The sequence below is a fragment of the Rhodococcus mengyinensis genome (assembly GCF_048381435.1).
Taxonomy (GTDB): Bacteria; Actinomycetota; Actinomycetes; order Mycobacteriales; family Mycobacteriaceae; genus Rhodococcus_F; species Rhodococcus_F opacus_D.
Map to the genome: position 1 here is coordinate 1 of NZ_JBLWIT010000134.1, position 19,733 is coordinate 19,733.

A 19,733-nucleotide genomic window follows, 5' to 3' on the forward strand; every position below is an offset into this window, starting at 1 on the left:
CGGCCTGCGGCGCGTCGACCAGCTTCTTCAGGATCCGGCGTGCGCCGAGGCCGCCGGCGTCGATGTTGATCGACAGCTCCTGGTAGCCGTCCTTCTCCGTGTCGAGCGCCTTCTGCAGGATGTTCAGCGCTACGACGTCCTGCATCACGACGGTCCGGTTGTTCTCGGCCAGGAACGTCGTGACGGCGTCGTCGCCGACCGCGAAGTCGCGGGCCACGGCCCAGAAGTCGAGGGTGGAATTCTCCGTCGACGGGGTGATCGCGTACACGATCTCGCTGTGGAACGCGTGCGGGTCGGAGCCGTCGTCGCCGGGCAGCGGTGCGCCGATCGGGGCGATGCGGCTGTGCAGCAGGTACAGGCACGGGGGCGTGTACTCGATGTCTTGCCAGCGGGTGATGCGTCCCTCGATGCCGGTGGACTTGGAGTAGAACGGCGGGCACTCGGCGTCGTCCATGTGCCGGGACACGTAGATGACGTTTCGGTCCTCGTCGATCTCCGTGGTGATCGGGGTTTCCGCTACCTCGGGGGTGCCGATGTAACCGCCGTGCAGGTACGTCTCGTGCGACAGGTCCATCAGGTTGTCGACGAGCAGGCCGTAGTTGCAGTCGATCGGTTCCATGCCGCTGACCACGGTGTAGTCGGGGGAATCCATCCACGGTGCGCGGGGGATGCGGGCGGGGTCGCCCTGCTGGGGGTTCTGCGGGTCGGCGATCCAGACCCACACGAACGAGTCCTGCTCGACCACCTGGTACGACTTCAGCCGGGCGGTGCGGGGAACGCGCGCCTGGCCGGGCACGAACACGCAGCCACCGTCGCTGCCGTAGGTGAAACCGTGATAGCCGCAGACCACCTTGTCGCCGTCAAGCCGGCTCGGTGCCTCGGACAGCGGGTACCGGCGGTGCACGCACCGGTCGCTCATCGCAACGGCCTCGCCGGCCTCGGTCCGCCAGAACAGGATCGGCTCCTCGCAGATGGTGCGCGAGAACAGTTCGCGTCCGACCTCACGGCCGTAGGCTGCGACGTACCACTGGTTGCGGGCGATCGTGGACATTATTTCCTCCACTAGCAGGTTCGTGTACTGGCCGAGAAAGGCGGCCGTATAAGTTCTTTCACGTGAGTGTGTCGATGCCCCGTGCGCATTGCGAGGCCCATTTCCGGATGCCGGAAGGTTTCGTGTGGTGCTACCTCTGTGTCGCCCTCGGGCAACCGGAGTCAGCCCGTCAGTGGGTGAACATTTCTCGAGTCTGTCCCTGCGGATCCTTGTCGGTGGGATTTCCGGGGGAATGCTGTCGAGGGTTCTTTGGTCGACTTGCTTTCGCCCGTCGCGGCGCCGGCCGCCGTGCTGGGTCGGCCGGCGCAGCATTATCAGAACGGATAAATAGTCAGGGTGGACTGCGCTGTTAGCCACTGTGTTTCGGTGAATGCATCGAGATTTGCGGCGACGCCGCCGATGCGCGCGCCATTGCCGGAGGGTCCGGTGCCGCCGAACGGGATGACTGCTTCGTCGGCGACGGTTTGATCATTGATGTGAACCAACCCAGTGGGGATGGGTTCGGCGAGTTCGAGTGCTCGCATGGCGTTGTTGGAGAGGATGCCGAGTGGCAACCCGTACTGGCAATCGTTCGCAATTGCCACTGCCTGATCGAGGGGGGAGAAGGTGGTCACCGGTGCCACCGGGCCGAACACCTCGTCGGCGAATGCCGGTGTGTGGGTCGGGACGTCGGCGAGAACGGTGGGCCGGTAGAAGAGGTCGTCATGAGTGCCGCCTGCTGCCAGCTGTGCCCTGATCGCCACACTGTCAGTGACGAGGGAAGGACGTGGTTCCGTTGTTTCTCATCTATCAGCGGACCGAGAGCGACCTGCTCGGTGAACGGATCGCCGATGGGGAGTTTGTTTGCGCGTTCGGCGAGAGCAGCGACATAGTCGGCGGTGATCGACTCGTTGGACCAGATGCCGCCTGGACGTCATACAGATCTGCCCCTGGTGTATGAACGAACCGAATGCCCCCACCGAGGTCGCCTTGTCGATATCGACGTCGTCGAGCGCGATCAGCATTGTTGCCGCCCAGCTCGAGATGCGCGCGCTTGAGGTGCCGTCCGACCAGCTCGCCGATTGCCCGGCCCGCCGCAGTGGAGCCGGTGAAGGCGATCACCCGAACGTCGGGATGCGCCACCAGGGCTTCATCGGTGTCGGCGCCGCCGGGAAGTACGCTCAGCAGACTCTCGGGGAGACCGGCCTCCTCGAAGATCCGGGCGAGCACGACCCACCACAGAGTGCGGTGCGCGGGTCCGGCTTGAGAACAACTGCGTTGCCGAGCGCGAGCGCCGGCGCCACCGCTCTGATCGACAGAATGATCGGAAAATTGAACGGAGCGATCACACACACCACACCCACCGGGATTCGGCGCGAGGTGCTCAATCTCGGCTGTTCCGAACGCAGCACCTCGCCATACGGGTGTGCGGCGAGTGCGGGTGCGTTGTAGCACTCCTCGGCGGCCACATGAGTTTCCAACCCCGGAAGGAGCGTGATGAAGGTGATCCGGGTCGGCACGATCAGCGCTTCCCGGAGCACCAGCGATCGCAGACCTCGTCGATGGCATGGAAGACCGGTTGGTGGCCGAATGCGAGGCGAAGGGCATCGCGGGCAACTCGTCCGAGCGGAAGCAGGTGGAAGGGGTCGAGCCCGACGACCAGGCTCCCGAGTAGGTGTGCGCCTCCGGCGCCTCGATCCGCTGTCTCGGGATTACACGGTTCGGCCCGCCAGCTCGTCGGCGCCGACCCAGTTGCCGTGCAGTCCGGACTTGATGCGGATCGGCAGTGACAGCGTCGCGACGGGCGGCCGGTCGACGTGCTGGGCGTCCAGAATCACCAGGTCGCTGCGCATCAGGTCGCGGCGCGCCACCACCACGAACACATATCCCTGGCCTTGGCCGGCCTGGTCTGGATGGCCGGGGACGAAGATCGGCTCGCTGACCGTCGAGTTCTCGCCGGGATCGTAGAAGCGGCCGCGTCCGGTGGGGAGGTCGACCGTGCCGACCCACCGGAACCCGCCACCTGACCTGCAACTACCAGGGAGATCGTTGATCGCCAGCACGCCCCAGTTGTAGTCCAGGGTCTCTCGCCGGTCGTCCATGCGGGGGAACTCACCTGCCGCGTCCATAAGTCGGCGCTCCGTGAATCCCTCCGACGTGCCCGACAGGTCGATGGTCCAGCGCGAGAGTCGCGTCTTGCTTCGCTCGGGGTCGTAGGGTGCACCCGTCATGTCCGGGAACCACGGGAAGAAGTTGGTCTCGGCTACCGGGGCGTCGATGTGCAGATAGCGGCCGTCGTCGAAGGCGCCCATGATGTGGCTGGCGAAGCGGTTGGAACCACGGAACCAGCGGAGGTCTTTCGCCGAGCCCTTGCGTGGGAGGACGCCGAGGTAGACCGTCTCGTCGGGATCCCAGAAGAACTGGGCATTGCCCTGTTCGATCCAGTTGCTGCTACTTCGCAGCGGCACGACGGGGAAGACGACGTAGTTCTGCGTCACCGCGAAGTCATGGATCATGCACGAGTAGGGGGCTTTGATCCAGGTCTCATGGATGATCTGCCCGCCGGAGTCCGCCTCGTAGTAGGCGATGTCCGGTGTCGCCTCGCCCTTGGCGGCGTATCCGAAGAACACCATCTCACCGGTGCAAGGGTCGATCTTGGGATGCGCGGTGGAGGTCTCCGCGGTCAGCGCGCCCTGAAAGTCGTATTCGCCAAGCGTCTCGAGCGTGACGGGGTCGAGGAGAATGGGCGGGCTGTCCTCCTTCGAGGCGTACAGCCGACCGCCGTGGAAGAAGACATTTGTGTTCGCGAGCCCGCGCCGTATCCCGGCCACCGATGGGTCGTCGGTGAAGCTGTTGCGATATGCGCCGAACAGCGACTTGCCGGCCTTCTCCTCGGCGATGAAGCGGGGAGTCCGTACATATCGGGATCGGAAGTCCACGCGGCCCTTGTGGAACGAGAACGACATCGCCATGCCGTCGGAGTTGAACAGCGCGAGATCGTGGTCCACGAACGAGGGGTAGTGGCGGTCCACCACCACGCGGTAGTACGTGCCGTCGAGGTGCTCGGGGACCTCACCCTGTGTGCATTCGAGGTCGGTGATATCGGCCTCGACTCGCATCGGAGCCTCGAACGGGTCTTCGGTGACGGGGAAGCGGACCATGAGTGTCTCCTGTGGATTCCGGACGCGAGATCGTTCGCGATCCCGCACACGCAATCACCAGTCCCGAAGGCGGGCCAAGGTTCCGGTCGCCCGATTCCGTCATGTGGAACGCAGCGGAGGGTCGACGCTCAGTTCCGCATCCGCGCGGTGATCGTGTCTGCGGCTTCCATGACACGCGGCGCCAGCGCCTCGATCTCCGACCGCGTGTGCAGCCGCGATCCGTGTTCCGACAGCACCACCGCCCCCACGACAGCGCCTGTGGAGAGCACGACGGGAGCGGCCACTCCGGTGATGTTCGGTTCGAACTCGCCGACGCTCACGGCCCAACCGCGCTGACGGACCCTGGCAAGGTCTTCGAGCAGCGCCGTCCAGTCGGTGATCGACCGCTCGCTGTACCGGGCGAGCAGTCCGCCCGGAAACCGCCGCCGCAGCTGTTCGGGCGACTCCTGCGACAGCAAGGCCTTGCCGCCGGCGGTGCAGTGCGCGGGAAACAGCTTTCCCAGTGCCTGTGCCGGGGGGCGCATCCGCGTACTCGGCAGACTCTGGACCACTCGTGCGTACTTGCCCTCGAGAACGTAGAACGCGACTGCTTCCTCGATGTCCGCGTGCAACTCCTCCAATACCGATCCTGCTGCTTCGCGCAGGTTTCGGGAACCGGTCACCGTGAGTGCGATCTCGTGCATCGCCGGACCGATCACGTAAGGGCCGCCATGGTTGTCCTGCCGCACGAAGCCTGTGCGGCGGCAATTGGTGAGAATGCGATGCGCCGTCGACGACGCGACGTCCAGTTCCCGGGCGACCTCGCTGACCGTGAGTTGTCCGCGCTGGGCGATGAGGAGTACTGCCCTCAGGGCGAGTTCGGCCGACGTCGACGTTTCCTTACGGGGGTTGAGCTGGGTCATCGTGCCGCACTGTCCCACATGACGGAATCGGCAGGTCGCAACCTTGAGTCGGCTCCGCTTCGCGGTGTTAATTCGGTGATCACCATCACATGAACATGATGCCAGTGCGCCGGTCCACGGCTTTCGGGGGCCGGGGTGCCAGCCCTTCGGGAAAGAGGACGACCATGACCGAGACGATGATTCTCGCCCCTCGGATAGAAGACACCGTCGCGCGCCTGGCCCGGCGGGTCGACGTGCTCGAGGGTGAGCTGGCGGTGCGGCGATTGCAGCACCAGTACGGCTACTACCTGGACAAGTGCCTGTACTCCGAGGTGACCGAATTGTTCAGCGATGACGCCGAGGCGGTGTTCTGCGGTGGCATCTACCGGGGCCGTACCGGGATCGAACGCCTCTACCTGCAGCGCTTCCGGGAGCGATTCACTCAGGGCCACAACGGCCCGGTTCGCGGGTTTCTTCTCGATCATCCGCAGTTGCAGGACGTCGTGACGGTCGATCCCGACGGCACTGCCGCGCACGGTCGGTTCCGCTGCATCATGCAGGCCGGCGTGCACGAGTCCGTCCGGGATGAATTTCCCGGCAAGACCTCGTACGAGCAGTGGTGGGAGGGGGCACTGTACGAGAACGAGTACGTCCGCGAAGACGGGGTGTGGAAGATCAAGCGGCTCGACTACCGGCCGTTCTGGCACGCCGACTACGGCAGGGGCTGGTCGCAGACCCCGCCGATGAGCCAGGTGATTCCCACCGTCACCTTTCCGCAGGACCCGGTAGGACCCGACGAGATCGTTCCCGGTTACGAGCTGTTCCCGAACACGGACGTCGTAGGGTTCCACTACGCCCACCCCGTCACCGGTGAGGCCTGGCAGTCGTGAGCACACCGTCGGCCGCCGCCGATTTCCGGGAGCAGATACCCGACCGGTGGAGGACCGCCGATCCGTCCGGCTCGCGCGTCCCCACCTCGCTCACCTACGGCGAGGTGATCAATCCCGCCCGCTCCGGCGAGGTGGTCGGCCGCTACGCACGCTGCGGGGCCGGGGACGTCGACCGGGCCGTGTCGGCGGCTCGTGAGGCATTTCCTCATTGGCGTGACCTCGGGGCGGACCGCCGTGCGGAACTGATGACTGGCGCTGCAGGAGTTGCGGACGGCCTCGTCGAGCGCATCGCAACGCTGCTGACTCTCGAGATCGGCAAGACGCTGGGCGAATCGCGGGGCGATGCCGGGGGAGCCGGACGCCTTCTGCGTGAATTCGCCTCCTATGCCGGGGCCGCAGAACGGGTGGTGGATCTCGGCGGTGCTCCCGGGGCGGGCGGTGCCGCCGAGGTGCTGGTCCGACGGGTTCCGCTCGGCCCGGTCGCCGTGATCTCCCCGTGGAACACCCCCGTTCACCTGGCCTTCACCGCGATCGCGCCTGCCCTGGTCGCAGGTAACACCGTGGTGGTCAAGCCGCCCGAAGTCGCCCCGCTCGGTCTTACCGCCCTGCTCACCGCGCTGGCGGACGTGCTGCCCGACGGTGTGCTCACAGTGGTCCCCGGAGACGGTACAACTGCGGGCTCGGCCCTGACGTCGCACCCGGACATCCGGGGTGTGTTCTTCACCGGCGGGATCGCCGGCGGGCGTGAGGTGATGAGGTCGAGTGCGGCGACGGTCAAGAAGGTCTCCATGGAACTCGGGGGCAACGACCCCGCGGTGGTGCTCGAATCCGCCGTTGTCGACGAGTCGATGGTCCGGGAGCTGGTTGCAGGCAGCCTCGGTTGTGCCGGCCAGATCTGCTTCAACGTCAAGCGAATTTATGTGCATCGCAATCATTTCGACGAGTTCGTCACCGCATACACCGACCTGGCGGGACAGATCGTCGTCGGCGACGGCTTCGACCCCACCGCCGACTTCGGGCCGCTCGCCACCGAAGACGGGTACCGCCGCGCGTACCGGTTGATCGACCAGTCCCGTGCCGCCGGCGCACACGTGCGCAGCATGGGGCGGATCGCGGGCTCCGCACGGTGGGACGAGGGCTACTACGTGCTTCCCACCGTGGTCACCGGACTCGACCCGGACGCCGAACTGGTGGTCACCGAACAGTTCTGCCCCGTGATCCCGATCCTGCCGTTCGACAGCGACGACGAGGCCGTCGCCGCCGCCAACGGAACCGACTTCGGTCTCGCCTCCTCGGTCTGGTCGCAGGACCTCGACCACGCCCGGAGTGTCGCGCGGCGCATCGAGTCGGGCAGCACGTTCGTCAACGTGCACAGGCTGGGCGCATCCGTCCCGTCGGCGCCGTTCGGAGGAATCAAACAGTCCGGCCTCGGCCGCACCCATGGTGAGTACTCGCTGAGTGCGTGTACCGAGGAGCACGCCATCATCAGGTTCGCCGATGCCGCGGCGGATCTGCCGGGCATCGCCCGCTGGGATCACCTCCGCAGGACCACACCGCATTCGATCGAAGGGACGGACGAGTGACCGACACAGGGTACCGGCGGATCGCGACCGAAGAGGCATACGCCCCGCCCGAACTGTTCGATCTGTACCGCAGGTTGCTCGACTCGGGAAGCTCGGGCGACCGCGGCTTCGAATCCCTCATGGGCTTCTACTTGGGCAGTAGTGCCCCGAAACCGGTTGCCGTGCGCCGCCGGCTGCAGGACCTGGGCGACGAACGGCTCGCCGACATGGACGCCACCGGCATCGACCACCAGATCCTCGCGCTCACCTCCCCGGGCACCAACGTCCTGGACGCCGCCGCAGCCCGCGAGATCGCCACAGTCACCAACGACCGCCTCGCGGATGCGTGTCGTCGTCACCCGGACCAGTTCTCTGCGCTCGCCGCGCTGCCCCTCCAGGATCCCGACGCGGCAGTCCGGGAACTCGATCGTGCCGTAGGCGATCTCGGACTTCGTGGCATCATCGCGAACTCCCACATAGCAGGAAGCTACCTCGACGAGCCGAAGTACCAGCCCATCTTCGAGGCCGCCGAGGACCTCGGTGTCCCGGTGTACCTGCACCCGAACACGCCGAACAACGAAATGATCGGTCCTCTCCAGAAGTCCGGCCTGGACGGCGCGATCTTCGGGTTCGGTGTCGAGACCGGCATGCACCTGCTGAAGTTGATCACCTCCGGCTTGTTCGACCGGTACCCGAAGCTGAAACTTGTGGTCGGGCATCTCGGCGAGGCCCTGCCGTACTGGCTTCACCGGATCGACTACATGCATGCCGCTCAGGTCGCTGCCGGCCGTTACGACGCGATCCGTCCGCTGCAACGCAAGCCCAGTGAGTACTTTCGGCACAACATCTGGCTCACGACCAGCGGAATGCCTTGGCAGCCCGCCATTCTCTTCGCACGCGAGGTGGTGGGAGCCGACCGAGTGATGTACGCCATGGACTACCCGTACCAGTTCGTCGCCGAAGAGGTGAGAGCACAGGACACCCTGCCGATTTCCGAAGAAGAGAAGAAGGCGTTCTTCGAAACCATCGCCACTGACGTATTCGGACTACGGACACCCACAACCGCGGGCGCACCTCACTCGCTTTCTCTCGGGAGCTGATTGTGAACATTCTCGACGACATCAAGGACTCGGCCATGAGCCGATTCCAGATCATCACCATCGCAGTCTGTCTCGCCGTCATGGTCGTCGACGGCTTCGACGTGATCGCGATGTCCTTCTCGGCGCACTACGTAGCCGACGAATGGGGTATCTCGCCCAGCACGCTCGGTTACGCACTGAGCGCATCCACCGCGGGCATGGCGATGGGTTCGCTGATTCTGGCACCGATAGCCGACCGCTACGGCCGCCGAATCGTGGCGCTCGGCAGCCTCGCCGTCGCCGCGACGGGAATGTTGTACTCGGGAGTGGCCGGCAGTTTCGAACACCTCCTGGCCTCCCGGGTGATCACGGGCGTCGGGATCGGCGGTGTGATGGCCACGATGGGCGTCATCATCGCCGAGTACTCCTCGCGACGCCGGCTCGGACTGACCATGGCACTGTTCGCCACCGCCAACGGAGCGGGAGGTGTGCTCGGCGGACTCCTGGCAGGCGACCTCATCCCTGCCCACGGTTGGCGAGCGGTGTTCCTGTTCGGCGCCGCCGCTACCGCGGTGGTTCTCGCCGTCGCCGTCGCCGTGGTGCCCGAATCGCTCGACTACCTCGTCACCCGCCGGGACGACAAATCCGTTCGGCGACTGCACCGACTTGCCTCGCGGATGGGACGTCCGTTGTCCGAGATCGGCGAGGCGGCAGTCTCCGACGAACCGCCACCCGTACAAGGCCGCTACTCGGACCTGTTCACGCGGGGTACCGCTCGCTCCACGGTGTTGCTCACGATCGGGTTCGCTGCGCTGATGGCCGGATTCTACTTCATCCTCGGGTGGACCCCGCAACTGATCACCCAGGCCACCGGCTCCGCCGAGACCGGCATCAACGTGGGTTTGCTGCTCCCGCTGGGCGGCATCGTCGGATGCGTCGGGTTCGGGTTGCTCACGGGGATCACGCGCATCCGGCCCCTCACAGTGGTGGTGCTCGCGCTGGCGGCCGTCGCGACGGCGGTGATGGCCTATTCGATCGCCACCGGTTCCGCCCCCTATGTCGCCGCGCTGGCGCTGGGGATCATGTTCAACGCCGGAGTCAGCGGCTACTACGGGGTCATTCCGCAAGCCTTCCCGGCTCGTGTGCGCACCACCGGATTCGGATTCGTTCTCGGCGTGGCACGAGTCGTCGGTATCCTGTCCCCGATTGCCGCCGGATATCTTCTCGGAATGCTCTCGTCGGCCACGGTGTACGCGCTCGTAGGTGTGCTGGTGGGTATCTCCGCAGTGGTGTTCGCCGTACACGCCCGATCGCGGGTCACAGGCCAGCCGACCGACCTGCCACCGGATCGCGAACTGGTGGTACGGGATACCGAAAGCGCTTCTTCAGAAACGAAAGGGATGACAACACGATGACCGAGCTACTCGCCACTCCAGTCTGGGAATCCGCCGTCTTCGCGGGATCCTGGGTACCCGGTCACGGGCCGGACCTTCCCGTGATCGAACCGGCCACCGGCAAACAACTGAGCACGGTCGGCGGAGCCACGCCCGAGGACGTCGATGCCGCGGTCGCCCAGGCCGTGGAGGCACAGAAAGCCTGGGCGGCAAAGCCGTTCACGGAACGCGCCGCCGTGCTGAGGAGGGCGGGACGGCTGCTCGAGGAGCACGCCGAGGAAATTCAGCAGTGGGTGATCCGGGAGAGCGGCGGCATCGGAGCCAAGGCTGGACTGGAGACTCACGTGGCGGCGGAGGAGTGCTACAACGCGTCCGCCGTGGCGGCGCATCCGTACGGCGAGGTGCTGCGGTCGGAGCAGCCGCGAATAAGCTTCTCCCGGCGCATCCCGGTGGGAGTGGTCGGCGTGATCGCGCCGTTCAACTTCCCGATCATCCTCGCGATCCGGGCAGTGGCCCCGGCGCTGGCGCTCGGAAATGCGGTGGTCCTCAAGCCCGACCCGCGCACCACGCTCTGCGGTGGTGTCGTGCTCGCCCGCATCTTCGAGGAGGCGGGTCTCCCCAAGGGGCTGTTGAGCGTGCTGCCAGGAGGCGCCGACACCGGCGAGGCCCTGGTGGTCCATCCCGGTGTACGCGTGATCGCCTTCACCGGATCGACCGCCGCGGGCCGGGTAATCGGCGAACTCGCCGGGCGGCACCTCAAACGAGCCCACCTCGAACTGGGAGGAAACAACGCGCTAATCGTGCTCGACGACGTCGACATCGAGAAGGCCGCGTCGGTCGGCGCATTCGGCTCGTATATGCACCAGGGCCAGATCTGCATGACATCCGGGCGACATCTGGTACACGAATCGATCGCCGCCGACTACGTGGCAGCCCTTGTGGAACGTGCTGACAGGCTGACCGTCGGCGATCCGTTCACCGAGCAGGTGGCCCTCGGACCGCTGATCGACGAGAAACAGAGGGACCGAGTGCATTCTCTCGTCAGGGCCAGTGTCGACGCCGGTGCGCGACTGGCGGCGGGCGGTAGCTACGAGGACCTGTTCTACCGACCCACCGTCCTCGCCGATGTCCCGACCTCTGCGCCGGCGTTTGCCGACGAGGTGTTCGGACCGGTTGCACCGGTGACGACGTTCGCGACGCTGGATGAAGCGGTGGCGATCGCCAACGACTGCGAATACGGACTGTCGCTGGGAATCCTGTCCCGCGACGCCATGCGCGCACTCGAACTGGCCGAGCGGATTCCGACCGGGCTGGTGCACATCAACGATCAGACAGTCGCCGACGAGGCCGTGATTCCCTTCGGCGGCACCGGATCCTCCGGCAACGGTGGCCGAATCGGCGGCATCGTAGCCAATCTCGAGACGTTCACCGAAACCCAGTGGGTGACGGCACAATCCACTCTTCCGACCTACCCCTTCTGACGAACCTTGTGAGCACTTGTCAATCACCGATGGTTGTGTCTGAGTTCAGGACATGCAGGACGGTTGATGTCTCAGGACATCGAGGACACTGACGACCCGTGCCCGTGACAATCGGGCCTGGGTGGAAAAAGGGTTCTCGATGAATCCGGACATCGTGGCCACGGTCTCGGCCGTCGCAGGCGGGACCGCGGGTGAACGTGTCCCGCCTGTGCCGAGAGCAGGGCATCTCCCGCAATACCTTCTACGTCCTGGTGGGCAGGTTCCGCACCGAGGGCGCCGCAGTGTTCACCACCCGCTCGACCCGGCCACACCACAGCCCGACCGGTACCGGACCCGAGGTGCGTGAGGCGATCGTGCGTGCCCGCACGGAACTCGACGACGAGGGCTTCGACAACGGCCCGATCTCGATCGTGTGGCGCCTCGAAGCCCAGGGACTCGACCCGACCCCGTCGCGCTCGACAGTGTACCGGGTACCGGGTACTACGGGAGTGTGGCCAGATCGTTCCTCAGCCACGCAAGAAGCCCCGTTCACGCCGCAGTTTCGAGTGCGCCGCCCCCAACGGGTGCTGGCAAATGGATGGCCTCGAGCTTGGACTTGTCAATGGAAGTGATCGCCAACGTTCCTGCGCTACATCGAACCGGCGTGGTCAGCCCAGCCAGCGCTCCACGTCGATCGCGGCGCGGCACCCTGTCCCCGCTGCCGTGACGGCCTGGCGGTAATGGTCGTCCACGAGGTCGCCGACGGCGAACACGCCGTCCACCGATGTGTGAGTTCCGGGGTGGGACACCTCGACGTAGCCCGTGGGGGTCAGGTCGACGACGCCCTTCACCAGCTCGTTTCTCGGGTCGTGACCGATGGCCACGAAGACGGCCGTCACCGCGAGGTCGCGTGTGGTGCCCCTGTGGACGTCGCGGAGGCGAAGTCCGGACACTGTCCCGTCGCCGAGCACCTCAGCCACCTCGACTTCGGTCTCGAAGTGGATCTTCGGATTCGTGCGTGCGCGCTCGAGCATGATCTTCGAGGCGCGAAAGGTTTGGCGGCGGTGAATGATCGTAACGGACCGTGCAAACCGCGTAAGGAACATTGCCTCTTCCATCGCCGAGTCGCCACCACCGACCACCGCGATGTCGTGCTCTCGGAAGAAGAAGCCGTCGCAGGTCGCGCAGGTGCTCACTCCCCGCCCGATCAGTCGCTGCTCACCGGGGACGCCGAGATAGCGGGCCGCCGAACCCATGGCCAGGATCACCGTGTGGGAGTGGTAGGACTTCTCGCCCACCCGATCTGTCCGAAGTGAGGTCACGTCGTCACTGCGGCGAGGAGTTTGTCGGTGACCGGTGTTGGCGTTACTGCTACGGCGAGTTTTTGGACGCGGCTGGCGGTGTCGAGGATGTAGCGCCGTTTGGGGCGCAGTGAGGTCAGAGCGTGGTGGACGGCTTTGGTGACGCGTTTCGGCGGAGCTGCGATCTTTTGCATTCGCCGCAGGAGCTTGCGGCTGCCGGCGAGGTGCGCTGCGTAGAGTTCTCTGTTTTCTTGGCTCAGTTTCGCGGTCATGGCGTCGTGGTCGTCGAGCATTCCCTCCCACATGTCGGTACGGATGGGTCCGGGTTCGATCAGTGAGACGGGGATCTTCCACGGACGCAGTTCGATTCTCAGTGCGTCACCGAGGGATTCGATCGCGTATTTCGATGCGCTGTACGCGCCGGTGCCGGGGGTGGTGATCAGGCCGCTGACCGAGGACATGAACACGATGCGGCCGTGTGCTGCTCGGATCGCCGGCAGGACGGCTTGGGTGACGGCGATCTGCGAGACTACGTTGAGGTCGAGTTGACGCGAGAGGTCCTCGATCGCGAGGCCTTCGACCGGTCCGCTGACGATGATGCCGGCATTGTTGACCACTGCGTCCAGCCGTGCTGGAAGGTGTCGTGGTAGTGCCGCGATCGCCGTTCGATCGGTGATGTCGAGCGGGACCGCGTGGACGTGATGCAGCTGGTCGAGGCGGGCGAGTGCCGACTCCGAGCGGGCGGTTGCGTAGACGGTCCACCCGGCTTCGCTCATGCGGTGGGTGACGGCCAGACCGATTCCTCGGCCGGCTCCTGTGACGAGTACTGAAGGCATGCGGTGTTCTCCGATCCAAAAGGGCGTGTGTACCGAGAAGTGTTCAGAGACTGAGGAACTCGACAGCGACGGGAGCGAACTTGTCGTGGTACTGGAAGACTCCGCCGTGGCCGGAGTCGGGGTAGATGATCAGTTCGGAGCCGGGGATGCGGCGTCGTAGATCTTCGGACAGTGGGGTAGGGACCATGCGGTCATGGTCGCCGTTGGCGATGAGGGTGTCGGCGGTGATGCGTGACAGGTCCGACGGGGCGGAGCGCCCGTACTTCTCGATGGCGGCGAGTTGTGTTCGCAAAACGGATATTCCGACGGCTGTATCGCGGTCGGTGCTGCGTTCGTGGAGACGCCCGATGAATGCCTTCGCAGCGGTCTTGCCTGCAGGGTTGCGGTTGAAGAACAGGAACTCTTTGGGGTCGGCCCGCACGAGCGTTGCGCGCAGAATGTCGACGTAGGTCGTTCGGGAGACCTTGTCGATGTCCTTGCCTCCGCGTGGTCCTGTTCCGGTGAGGATGAGCTTGCGGACCAGGTGCGGGTGCTCGAGGATCAGATCTTGGGCGATGAAACCGCCCATCGAGAAGGTGAACAGGTCGACTGTGTCGAAGCCGAGCGCGGTGATGAAGGTGTAGGCGTCGGCGGCCATCGCCTCGATCGTGTCCGGGACCTTCCCTGTGGACGCGCCGACACCGACGTTGTCGAAGGTGACGACGTGGCGGTTCCGTGCGATCGCGTCGACGATCCGGGGGTCCCAGTTGTCGAGGTTGGCGGACAGGTGGACGAAAAAGACGACGGGGATACCGTCTTTCGGTCCCAATTCGCGGTAGGCGTAGGTGTTCCCGCCTGCGGTGATGGTCTTTGTCGGGGCTGATGCGTAGGTGGCGCGATTGCTCTGGGTGCTCATGGGGGTGTTCTCCGGCGATTCGCTGGGTTCAGGCGGTGGGCAGGGTGATGACGGCTTTGCCGCGGATGCCACCCGAGGCGAGGGCCGTGAGTGCTTCCGGTGTCTCGTGGAAGGGGTACGTTCGTCCGACGATCGGACGGATCGCGCCGTGGTCGACGAGTTCCGCAATGCGGCGTAGTTGCTCACCGCTGGCACGCATGAAAAGGAATTCGTAGCTCACGCCCGCTTTCGCGGCTTGTCTGCGTATTTTGCGGCTCAGGGCGGTGATCGCGAGACGAACGATCGGATTGACGCCGGCGGTCCGGGCGAACGTGGGGTCGGGTGGGCCGGCGATACCGATTGCCTTGCCGCCCGGCCGGAGCACGCGCAGTGATCTTTCGAGGTTGTCCCCACCCAGGCTGTCGACGACCACGTCGTACCCGTCGAGAACGTCTGCAAAATCTTCGGTGCGGTAGTCGACGACGACGTCGGCGCCGAGCTCTCGGACGAAGTCGGTGTTTCGTCCGCTGGCAGTGGTGGCGACGCTCGCCCCGAGATGCTTGGCGAGCTGGATCGCGATCGATCCGACTCCGCCCGCACCGGCGTGGATCAGAACTTTCTGCCCGGGTTGCACATTCGCTCTGTCGACGAGAGCTTGCCAGGCGGTGAGCGCGACGAGGGGGAGTGAGGCGGCGTCGACCACGCTGATCGACGTCGGTCGTAGCGCCAGGTCGTCCTCGTGGACGGCGATGCGTTCGGCGAAGGTGCCGATTCGGCCGTCGCGGGGGCGCGCGTAGACCTCGTCGCCGACGGAGAACTGTCGAACGCGGGCGCCGACTCCGATGACGGTACCGGCCAGATCGTGTCCGAGAGTCAACGGCGTCGGATAGTGGAGCAGTTGTTTGAACTCGCCGATGCGGATCTTCTCGTCGAGCTGGTTGAGGCCGGCTGCCTGAATTTCGACGAGTACGTCATGGTCGCCCACGATCGGTTCCGGCACGGTCGTTTCCTGCAGCGGCCGCTTGTACGCAGCGAAGGCGAAGGCTTTCACGACTGATCGCCAGTGTTGGTCGCGGAGGACGCGGCGGCGGTGTGCGGCTCATCGCCGAGGAATGCGAGCACTTCCGGGACGAATTCGCGGTGGTATTGGAATATGCCGCCGTGTCCCGAGCTCGGGTAGATGGTCAACTGCGAATTGGGAAGACGCCGCGCGAGGTCGGCGGAGTGCTCACTGGCGACCATGAGGTCGTTGTCGCCGTTCGCGACGAACACTGGCGCGGTGATCTGTGACAGGTCGTCGGGTGCTGCTTGCCCGCCGCCCATGATTGCTTTCAATTGCGCGAGGCGGGCCTGCATCGAAATGCGTGTGTCTCGGTCGATGGCACGTTCGGCGAGCCGGGCGAAATAGGCGTCGGCGGAGCGTTTGCCTTCGGTCGTGCGTGGAAAGAACAGGAAGTGTCGGGCATCTTTGCGGGCAAGGGCGGCTTTGAGATAGGCGCGTCCGACGATCCTGCGCATGTGGTCGATTCCGCCGCCGCCCCGTGGGCCGGTGCCTGCCAACACCATTCGCCGAACCAGTGTCGGATTCTGCAGGGCGACCATCTGGGCTACCCCACCGCCGAGGGAGAAGCCGAGTAGGTCGACGCTGTCGTGACCGAGTGCTCGTATGAACGTGGCCGCATCACGTCCCATCTGCTCGAGGTTGGCGGGGACCTTCGAGTCGGTCGCGCCGACGCCGCGGTTGTCGAACGTGATGACGTGGTGTTGAGCGGCGATGCCGTCGATGATGCGGGGGTCCCAGTCGTCCAGAACGGCGGCGAAGTGGTGCAGGAACACCACGGGCACGCCTCCCGTGGGGCCGAGCTCACGGTAAGCGAAGTTCACGCCGCCGGCGAGGACGGATTTGGTCGGCACCGTGGTCCAGGTGCGGGTGTCGGCTGGTGCGCCGTGGTTGGTTGCCATGTCTGTCCTCTATCCGAAGGAAGTGAGCCTGGCCTATGAGAGCCCGATTGAATTACGCTCATACTATTATGGTCGTAAGGTTATCGGATAGACTTCGGTAGGGCAAGGACGCGGCAGCATGGAGGATCATCGACATGGCGAGATATGGCAGCGGGCACAAGGCGCAGACGCGCGCTCGGGTGGTGGAGGCGGCGGGTCGACGTCTGAAGGAGGATGGGATCGACGGGGCCGGCGTGAGTGCGTTGATGTCCGACGCCGGGCTGACCAACGGTGCGTTCTACGCGCATTTCGCGTCGAAGGACGAACTCGTCGCGGTGGTCTTGGCCGATCAGCTGACGAAGCAGCTGGATGCTCTGCGGGCGCTACCCGACGACGGTCACTCGTTGCAGTCCTACATTGAGGGTTATCTGTCGGTGAGTCATCGTGACCAGCGTGAGAACGGATGTCCCTCCGCTGCCCTGCTCGGCGAGATCAGTCGGTCGAAACCGATTGTGCAGGAATCGTTCACGGATGGTCTCGAGGCGATGATCGCTGTCGTTGCCAGTCGTACCCACATCGATGACACAGCCGCGGCGCGAACGGTAGCGATCGGCCTGATGTCGAGCCTGATCGGGACCCTGCAGTTGTCGCGGGCGGTGTCGGACCCGACGCTGTCCAATGAGATCCTCGCGGCCGGGCTCGCGAACGCGTTTCGCCTAATCGAAAACTGAATGCAGTGAATCGGTCGGTCAGCCGCTCTAGGATCTGCTCTGGCGACATCGCCCGCAACCGGGCCGCGGCCAACTCGATCGGCAACGGCAACCCGTCGAGGCGGTGGCAGATCTCCGCCACCGTCACCGCGTTCTCGTCGGTGAGCTCGAATCCGGGAACCGCGGCAGCGGCGCGGGCGGCGAACAATGTGACCGCATCGTATTTGGATAACCCCCGCAACGTCGGCTTCCGCTCGGGATCGGGGACGCCCAGCGGCGGGACCCGGAGCACCACCTCCCCTCGGATGTCGAGCGGTTCGCGACTGGTGGCGAGGATCCGCAGCCGAGGGCACAGGCGCAGGAGGGTCTCGGATAGTTCCGCCGCCGCGTCCACGACATGTTCGCAGTTGTCGAACAGCGGAAGTAGCTGCCGCGTCTCCAGGAACTGCACCAGGACTTCACGCAACGGCCTCGCGGAGTGATCCTGCACCCTCAATGCGCTGGCCACCGCATCGACCAGCAACGACTCGTCACGGAGCTCGCCCAACTCGACCAGCCACGCACCGTCGGCGTAGTTGCGGTGTACATGTGCCGCCACCTGCAGTGCCAGGCGCGTCTTCTCCACCCCACCGATCCCCGTCAGTGTTACGAGCCGGTCAGCAGGGTTCTTGGTTTCGGTGAGTTCGTGTCGGCGGCCGGTGAAACCGGTCAGTTCCAGGGGCAGACTTCCTGTCCTACCCGGCGTGGAGGGAGCCGCGGACCGACGTCGGCCGCGCGACACCGGTCCTCGGGAACGGACCTTCGTATTCACCTCTGCATCGGGTCCGCGCGGATAGCCATCTCGTCGACCGGAAAGCCGTGGTGATATTGGAGCCGTCGCAATTCCTCCCCGAAGTCGGAGGCGGTAGCCGGACGCTGATCGGGCGTCCAGGACATCGCCCGCGCGATCACGGCGGACACATCGTCGGGAATCCCCTGCTCCCGCAGATTCGGCACCGGCTGTGTTTTTGATCCTCACGAACTGGGCCACCTGAGACGTACGTGGAGGTGTGGGATGCCGGAGATTCGAACACGGCAGAAGGTGATCAAGGCGCCGGCTGCGAAAAGTGGGGGTGGTCACCGGTGTGACGTGTCCGTCAAGGAATGAGATCACCCTCGGCAGCATCCTGCCACGACTTGTCGTCGCGACCACCGTGGAAGTGGCCTTCGTCTCGGAGCGCGATTCGTACCTCCGGCGACATCGACACCATCGAACGGAACGAAGCCTTCGCCGCACAGGCCGTCGCCGGGTTACCCCGTCGGCGCCACCCGAGCCATGCACCAGCAGGGCTGGTCCGCAACGCCAGGGTGTCGACGCGCTATGTAACGAGAGGTGCATCAAGGTCACCGAAATAGGGGCAACAGACCGGTAGATGGCTGGCTCTGACGGTCGCGACGTCCGGGTGCTGGTCTGCAGGAAAACCCAGACCGCCGTCACCGGTGAGATTGTCGAGGACTACGCGGCACTGACCGACCCGGCAGCAGTGCGCCCACGTCTCGGGTTTGGGCTCGGGCCGGCTCCGGCAGTGCGCATGCCCAGCAGACGCCGGGGAGGATCGGGGAGAAGGCAGACGACGCTACCGCAGACGCGTTCCGACCGCAGGGGTTCGGGACGCAGGGTGCAATGCGAGGAGTCCTGGGTATATCCGAGGTGGTGGCTGTCGGCGTGCCTCGCTGCAGTCTCGGCCGTCACCAGGACGCCGGGGATGACTTAATGTGCGACAACCTCTCAGCGACGTCGCTTCAGAGCAGGACTGCGGCGATCTCGTCGGCGGTGACGCGGGCGAGGTCGACGAAGAATGGAATGCGCGCGTCGATCATGAGTTCGGTGGGCCCGCGCAGGCCGAGCGCGAAACGAACGACTCCGTCGCAGTCGCGGATCGGCAGTCCGATCGTGCGGAAGTCGGGGGTCAATTCCTCGTCGTTGAAACCGTATCCGCGTTCGCGGGTGCGGACGAGTTCTTCCTGGATGCCGGCCACGTCGGTGATGGCGCGTGGGGTGGTCGCCGTTCGGGGCAGTGATGCGATGTCTTCGTCGTCGGTGTCGGACCACGCGAGGAAGACCTTGCCGAGTGCGCTGGCGTGCAGCGGTAGCCGCACCCCTTGCAGTACGTGTCCGTCTGTCTCTCTCCAGCGGCTGAATCCCAGGAGGACGACGTCGTGGCCGTGTCGCATGGCGAGCGACGCGGACGCACCTGTCGTCGCGGCCAGCTGCTCGAGATAGGGCTCGGAGAGGTAGATGCGGTGCTGGCGGTACGAGATCTGTCCGTAGGCGGCCAGCGCGCTGCCGAGCCGGTAGCGGTTGGACGTCTTGTCCTTGTCGAGGAAGCCGGCATCGACCAACGATTGGAGTAGGCGGTGGGTTGTGCTCACCGCCAGGTCCTGACGCTTGGCGATTTCCGATACGCCCAGCTCCTCACCTCCGTCGAAGCAGGTGAGCATCGTCAGCGCACGTGTCACCGTCTGCACTCCCGGGGCACGTGAGTCGGTCACCAGCAATCCTTCCTGTGGAGGCCGTCGGCCGAATGTGGGGGCGCTCTCACGCCCGGATGCTGGAGACCCTACTTTCCATCAA

Annotated in this window: 15 protein-coding genes and 3 pseudogenes; 7 read left to right on the top strand and 11 right to left on the bottom strand. The window is 65.3% G+C overall.

Translation table 11 applies throughout. From position 1 onward, the window contains the following. The 4 genes and pseudogenes from ACNJ7E_RS32475 to ACNJ7E_RS32490 form a co-directional block, all read right to left on the bottom strand. Nucleotides 1-1,051 (bottom strand): aromatic ring-hydroxylating oxygenase subunit alpha (locus ACNJ7E_RS32475; RefSeq protein ID WP_418341092.1); only part of this gene is annotated, 1,051 nt, incomplete at its 3' end. A 314-nt stretch (nucleotides 1,052-1,365) separates the two neighbouring features. Continuing rightward, nucleotides 1,366-2,595 (bottom strand): annotated as a pseudogene (locus ACNJ7E_RS32480) (aldehyde dehydrogenase family protein); the annotation flags it as partial. Nucleotides 2,596-2,742: 147 nt separating this feature from the next. Beyond that, nucleotides 2,743-4,191 carry a carotenoid oxygenase family protein gene (locus ACNJ7E_RS32485; RefSeq protein ID WP_418341839.1) on the bottom strand — a complete coding sequence of 483 codons (1,449 nt, stop codon included), beginning with the start codon at nucleotides 4,189-4,191 and terminating at the stop codon, nucleotides 2,743-2,745. 128 nt (nucleotides 4,192-4,319) lie between these two features. Next, nucleotides 4,320-5,093 (bottom strand): IclR family transcriptional regulator, encoded by a 774-nt coding sequence (locus ACNJ7E_RS32490; RefSeq protein WP_280780080.1) that lies wholly within the window; start codon nucleotides 5,091-5,093, stop codon nucleotides 4,320-4,322. 164 nt (nucleotides 5,094-5,257) lie between these two features. Here ACNJ7E_RS32490 and ACNJ7E_RS32495 point away from each other — a divergent pair, with 164 nt between their 5' ends. From ACNJ7E_RS32495 to ACNJ7E_RS32520, 6 genes are all read left to right on the top strand, one after another. Then, entirely contained in the window at nucleotides 5,258-5,962 is a 705-nt protein-coding gene (locus tag ACNJ7E_RS32495; protein ID WP_280780081.1) for a nuclear transport factor 2 family protein, read from the top strand. After that, nucleotides 5,959-7,545, top strand: a complete 1,587-nt coding sequence (locus tag ACNJ7E_RS32500) for an aldehyde dehydrogenase family protein (protein WP_418341840.1) — start codon at nucleotides 5,959-5,961, stop codon at nucleotides 7,543-7,545. The genes ACNJ7E_RS32495 and ACNJ7E_RS32500 overlap by 4 nt, the downstream gene beginning before the upstream one ends. Then, nucleotides 7,542-8,624 (top strand): amidohydrolase family protein, encoded by a 1,083-nt coding sequence (locus ACNJ7E_RS32505; protein WP_280780083.1) that lies wholly within the window; start codon nucleotides 7,542-7,544, stop codon nucleotides 8,622-8,624. The genes ACNJ7E_RS32500 and ACNJ7E_RS32505 overlap by 4 nt, the downstream gene beginning before the upstream one ends. A 2-nt stretch (nucleotides 8,625-8,626) precedes the next feature. Further along, nucleotides 8,627-10,018: an MFS transporter gene (locus ACNJ7E_RS32510; RefSeq protein ID WP_280780084.1), complete on the top strand. Its 1,392-nt coding sequence runs from the start codon at nucleotides 8,627-8,629 to the stop codon at nucleotides 10,016-10,018. Continuing rightward, nucleotides 10,015-11,478 carry a benzaldehyde dehydrogenase gene (locus ACNJ7E_RS32515; RefSeq protein ID WP_418341841.1) on the top strand — a complete coding sequence of 488 codons (1,464 nt, stop codon included), beginning with the start codon at nucleotides 10,015-10,017 and terminating at the stop codon, nucleotides 11,476-11,478. Before ACNJ7E_RS32510 ends, ACNJ7E_RS32515 begins: the two co-directional genes overlap by 4 nt. Nucleotides 11,479-11,675: 197 nt before the next feature. Continuing rightward, nucleotides 11,676-12,089, top strand: a complete 414-nt coding sequence (locus ACNJ7E_RS32520) for a leucine zipper domain-containing protein (protein ID WP_418341863.1) — start codon at nucleotides 11,676-11,678, stop codon at nucleotides 12,087-12,089. A gap of 36 nt (nucleotides 12,090-12,125) precedes the next feature. On the opposite strand, the pseudogene ACNJ7E_RS32525 reads toward ACNJ7E_RS32520, so the two are convergent. From ACNJ7E_RS32525 to ACNJ7E_RS32545, 5 genes and pseudogenes are all read right to left on the bottom strand, one after another. Then, nucleotides 12,126-12,791, bottom strand: a pseudogene (locus ACNJ7E_RS32525) (NAD(P)/FAD-dependent oxidoreductase); the annotation flags it as partial. Next, a complete protein-coding gene (locus ACNJ7E_RS32530; protein ID WP_418341842.1) occupies nucleotides 12,776-13,594 on the bottom strand; it encodes an SDR family oxidoreductase in 819 nt (272 codons plus the stop codon). The pseudogene ACNJ7E_RS32525 and the gene ACNJ7E_RS32530, both read right to left, overlap by 16 nt. A 43-nt stretch (nucleotides 13,595-13,637) precedes the next feature. Next, the gene (locus ACNJ7E_RS32535; protein WP_280780088.1) at nucleotides 13,638-14,489 is read right to left on the bottom strand and encodes an alpha/beta fold hydrolase; all 852 of its coding nucleotides are present in this window, start codon (nucleotides 14,487-14,489) and stop codon (nucleotides 13,638-13,640) included. Nucleotides 14,490-14,517: 28 nt separating this feature from the next. After that, a complete protein-coding gene (locus tag ACNJ7E_RS32540; RefSeq protein ID WP_418341843.1) occupies nucleotides 14,518-15,519 on the bottom strand; it encodes an NADP-dependent oxidoreductase in 1,002 nt (333 codons plus the stop codon). Then, nucleotides 15,516-16,430, bottom strand: coding sequence for an alpha/beta fold hydrolase (locus ACNJ7E_RS32545; RefSeq protein ID WP_280780090.1), 915 nt, complete (start codon nucleotides 16,428-16,430; stop codon nucleotides 15,516-15,518). Before ACNJ7E_RS32545 ends, ACNJ7E_RS32540 begins: the two co-directional genes overlap by 4 nt. A gap of 134 nt (nucleotides 16,431-16,564) precedes the next feature. On the opposite strand from ACNJ7E_RS32545, the gene ACNJ7E_RS32550 reads away from it, so the two are divergent. Then, a complete protein-coding gene (locus ACNJ7E_RS32550) occupies nucleotides 16,565-17,140 on the top strand; it encodes a TetR/AcrR family transcriptional regulator (protein ID WP_280780091.1) in 576 nt (191 codons plus the stop codon). Nucleotides 17,141-17,144: 4 nt separating this feature from the next. Here the strand turns inward: ACNJ7E_RS32550 and ACNJ7E_RS32555 are convergent. Beyond that, nucleotides 17,145-18,149: pseudogene (locus ACNJ7E_RS32555) on the bottom strand (ATP-binding protein); the annotation flags it as partial. Between the two features lie 752 nt (nucleotides 18,150-18,901). Continuing rightward, nucleotides 18,902-19,651 carry an IclR family transcriptional regulator gene (locus tag ACNJ7E_RS32560; protein WP_418341844.1) on the bottom strand — a complete coding sequence of 250 codons (750 nt, stop codon included), beginning with the start codon at nucleotides 19,649-19,651 and terminating at the stop codon, nucleotides 18,902-18,904. Between the last annotated feature and the right edge of the window lie 82 nt (nucleotides 19,652-19,733).

Coding starts and splice junctions, on each gene's coding strand:
- ACNJ7E_RS32485 (WP_418341839.1), bottom strand. CDS start 4,191: ATGGTCCGCTTCCCCGTCACCGAAGACCCGTTCGAGGCTCCGATGCGA.
- ACNJ7E_RS32490 (WP_280780080.1), bottom strand. CDS start 5,093: ATGACCCAGCTCAACCCCCGTAAGGAAACGTCGACGTCGGCCGAACTC.
- ACNJ7E_RS32495 (WP_280780081.1), top strand. CDS start 5,258: ATGACCGAGACGATGATTCTCGCCCCTCGGATAGAAGACACCGTCGCG.
- ACNJ7E_RS32515 (WP_418341841.1), top strand. CDS start 10,015: ATGACCGAGCTACTCGCCACTCCAGTCTGGGAATCCGCCGTCTTCGCG.
- ACNJ7E_RS32530 (WP_418341842.1), bottom strand. CDS start 13,594: ATGCCTTCAGTACTCGTCACAGGAGCCGGCCGAGGAATCGGTCTGGCC.
- ACNJ7E_RS32535 (WP_280780088.1), bottom strand. CDS start 14,489: ATGAGCACCCAGAGCAATCGCGCCACCTACGCATCAGCCCCGACAAAG.
- ACNJ7E_RS32545 (WP_280780090.1), bottom strand. CDS start 16,430: ATGGCAACCAACCACGGCGCACCAGCCGACACCCGCACCTGGACCACG.
- ACNJ7E_RS32550 (WP_280780091.1), top strand. CDS start 16,565: ATGGCGAGATATGGCAGCGGGCACAAGGCGCAGACGCGCGCTCGGGTG.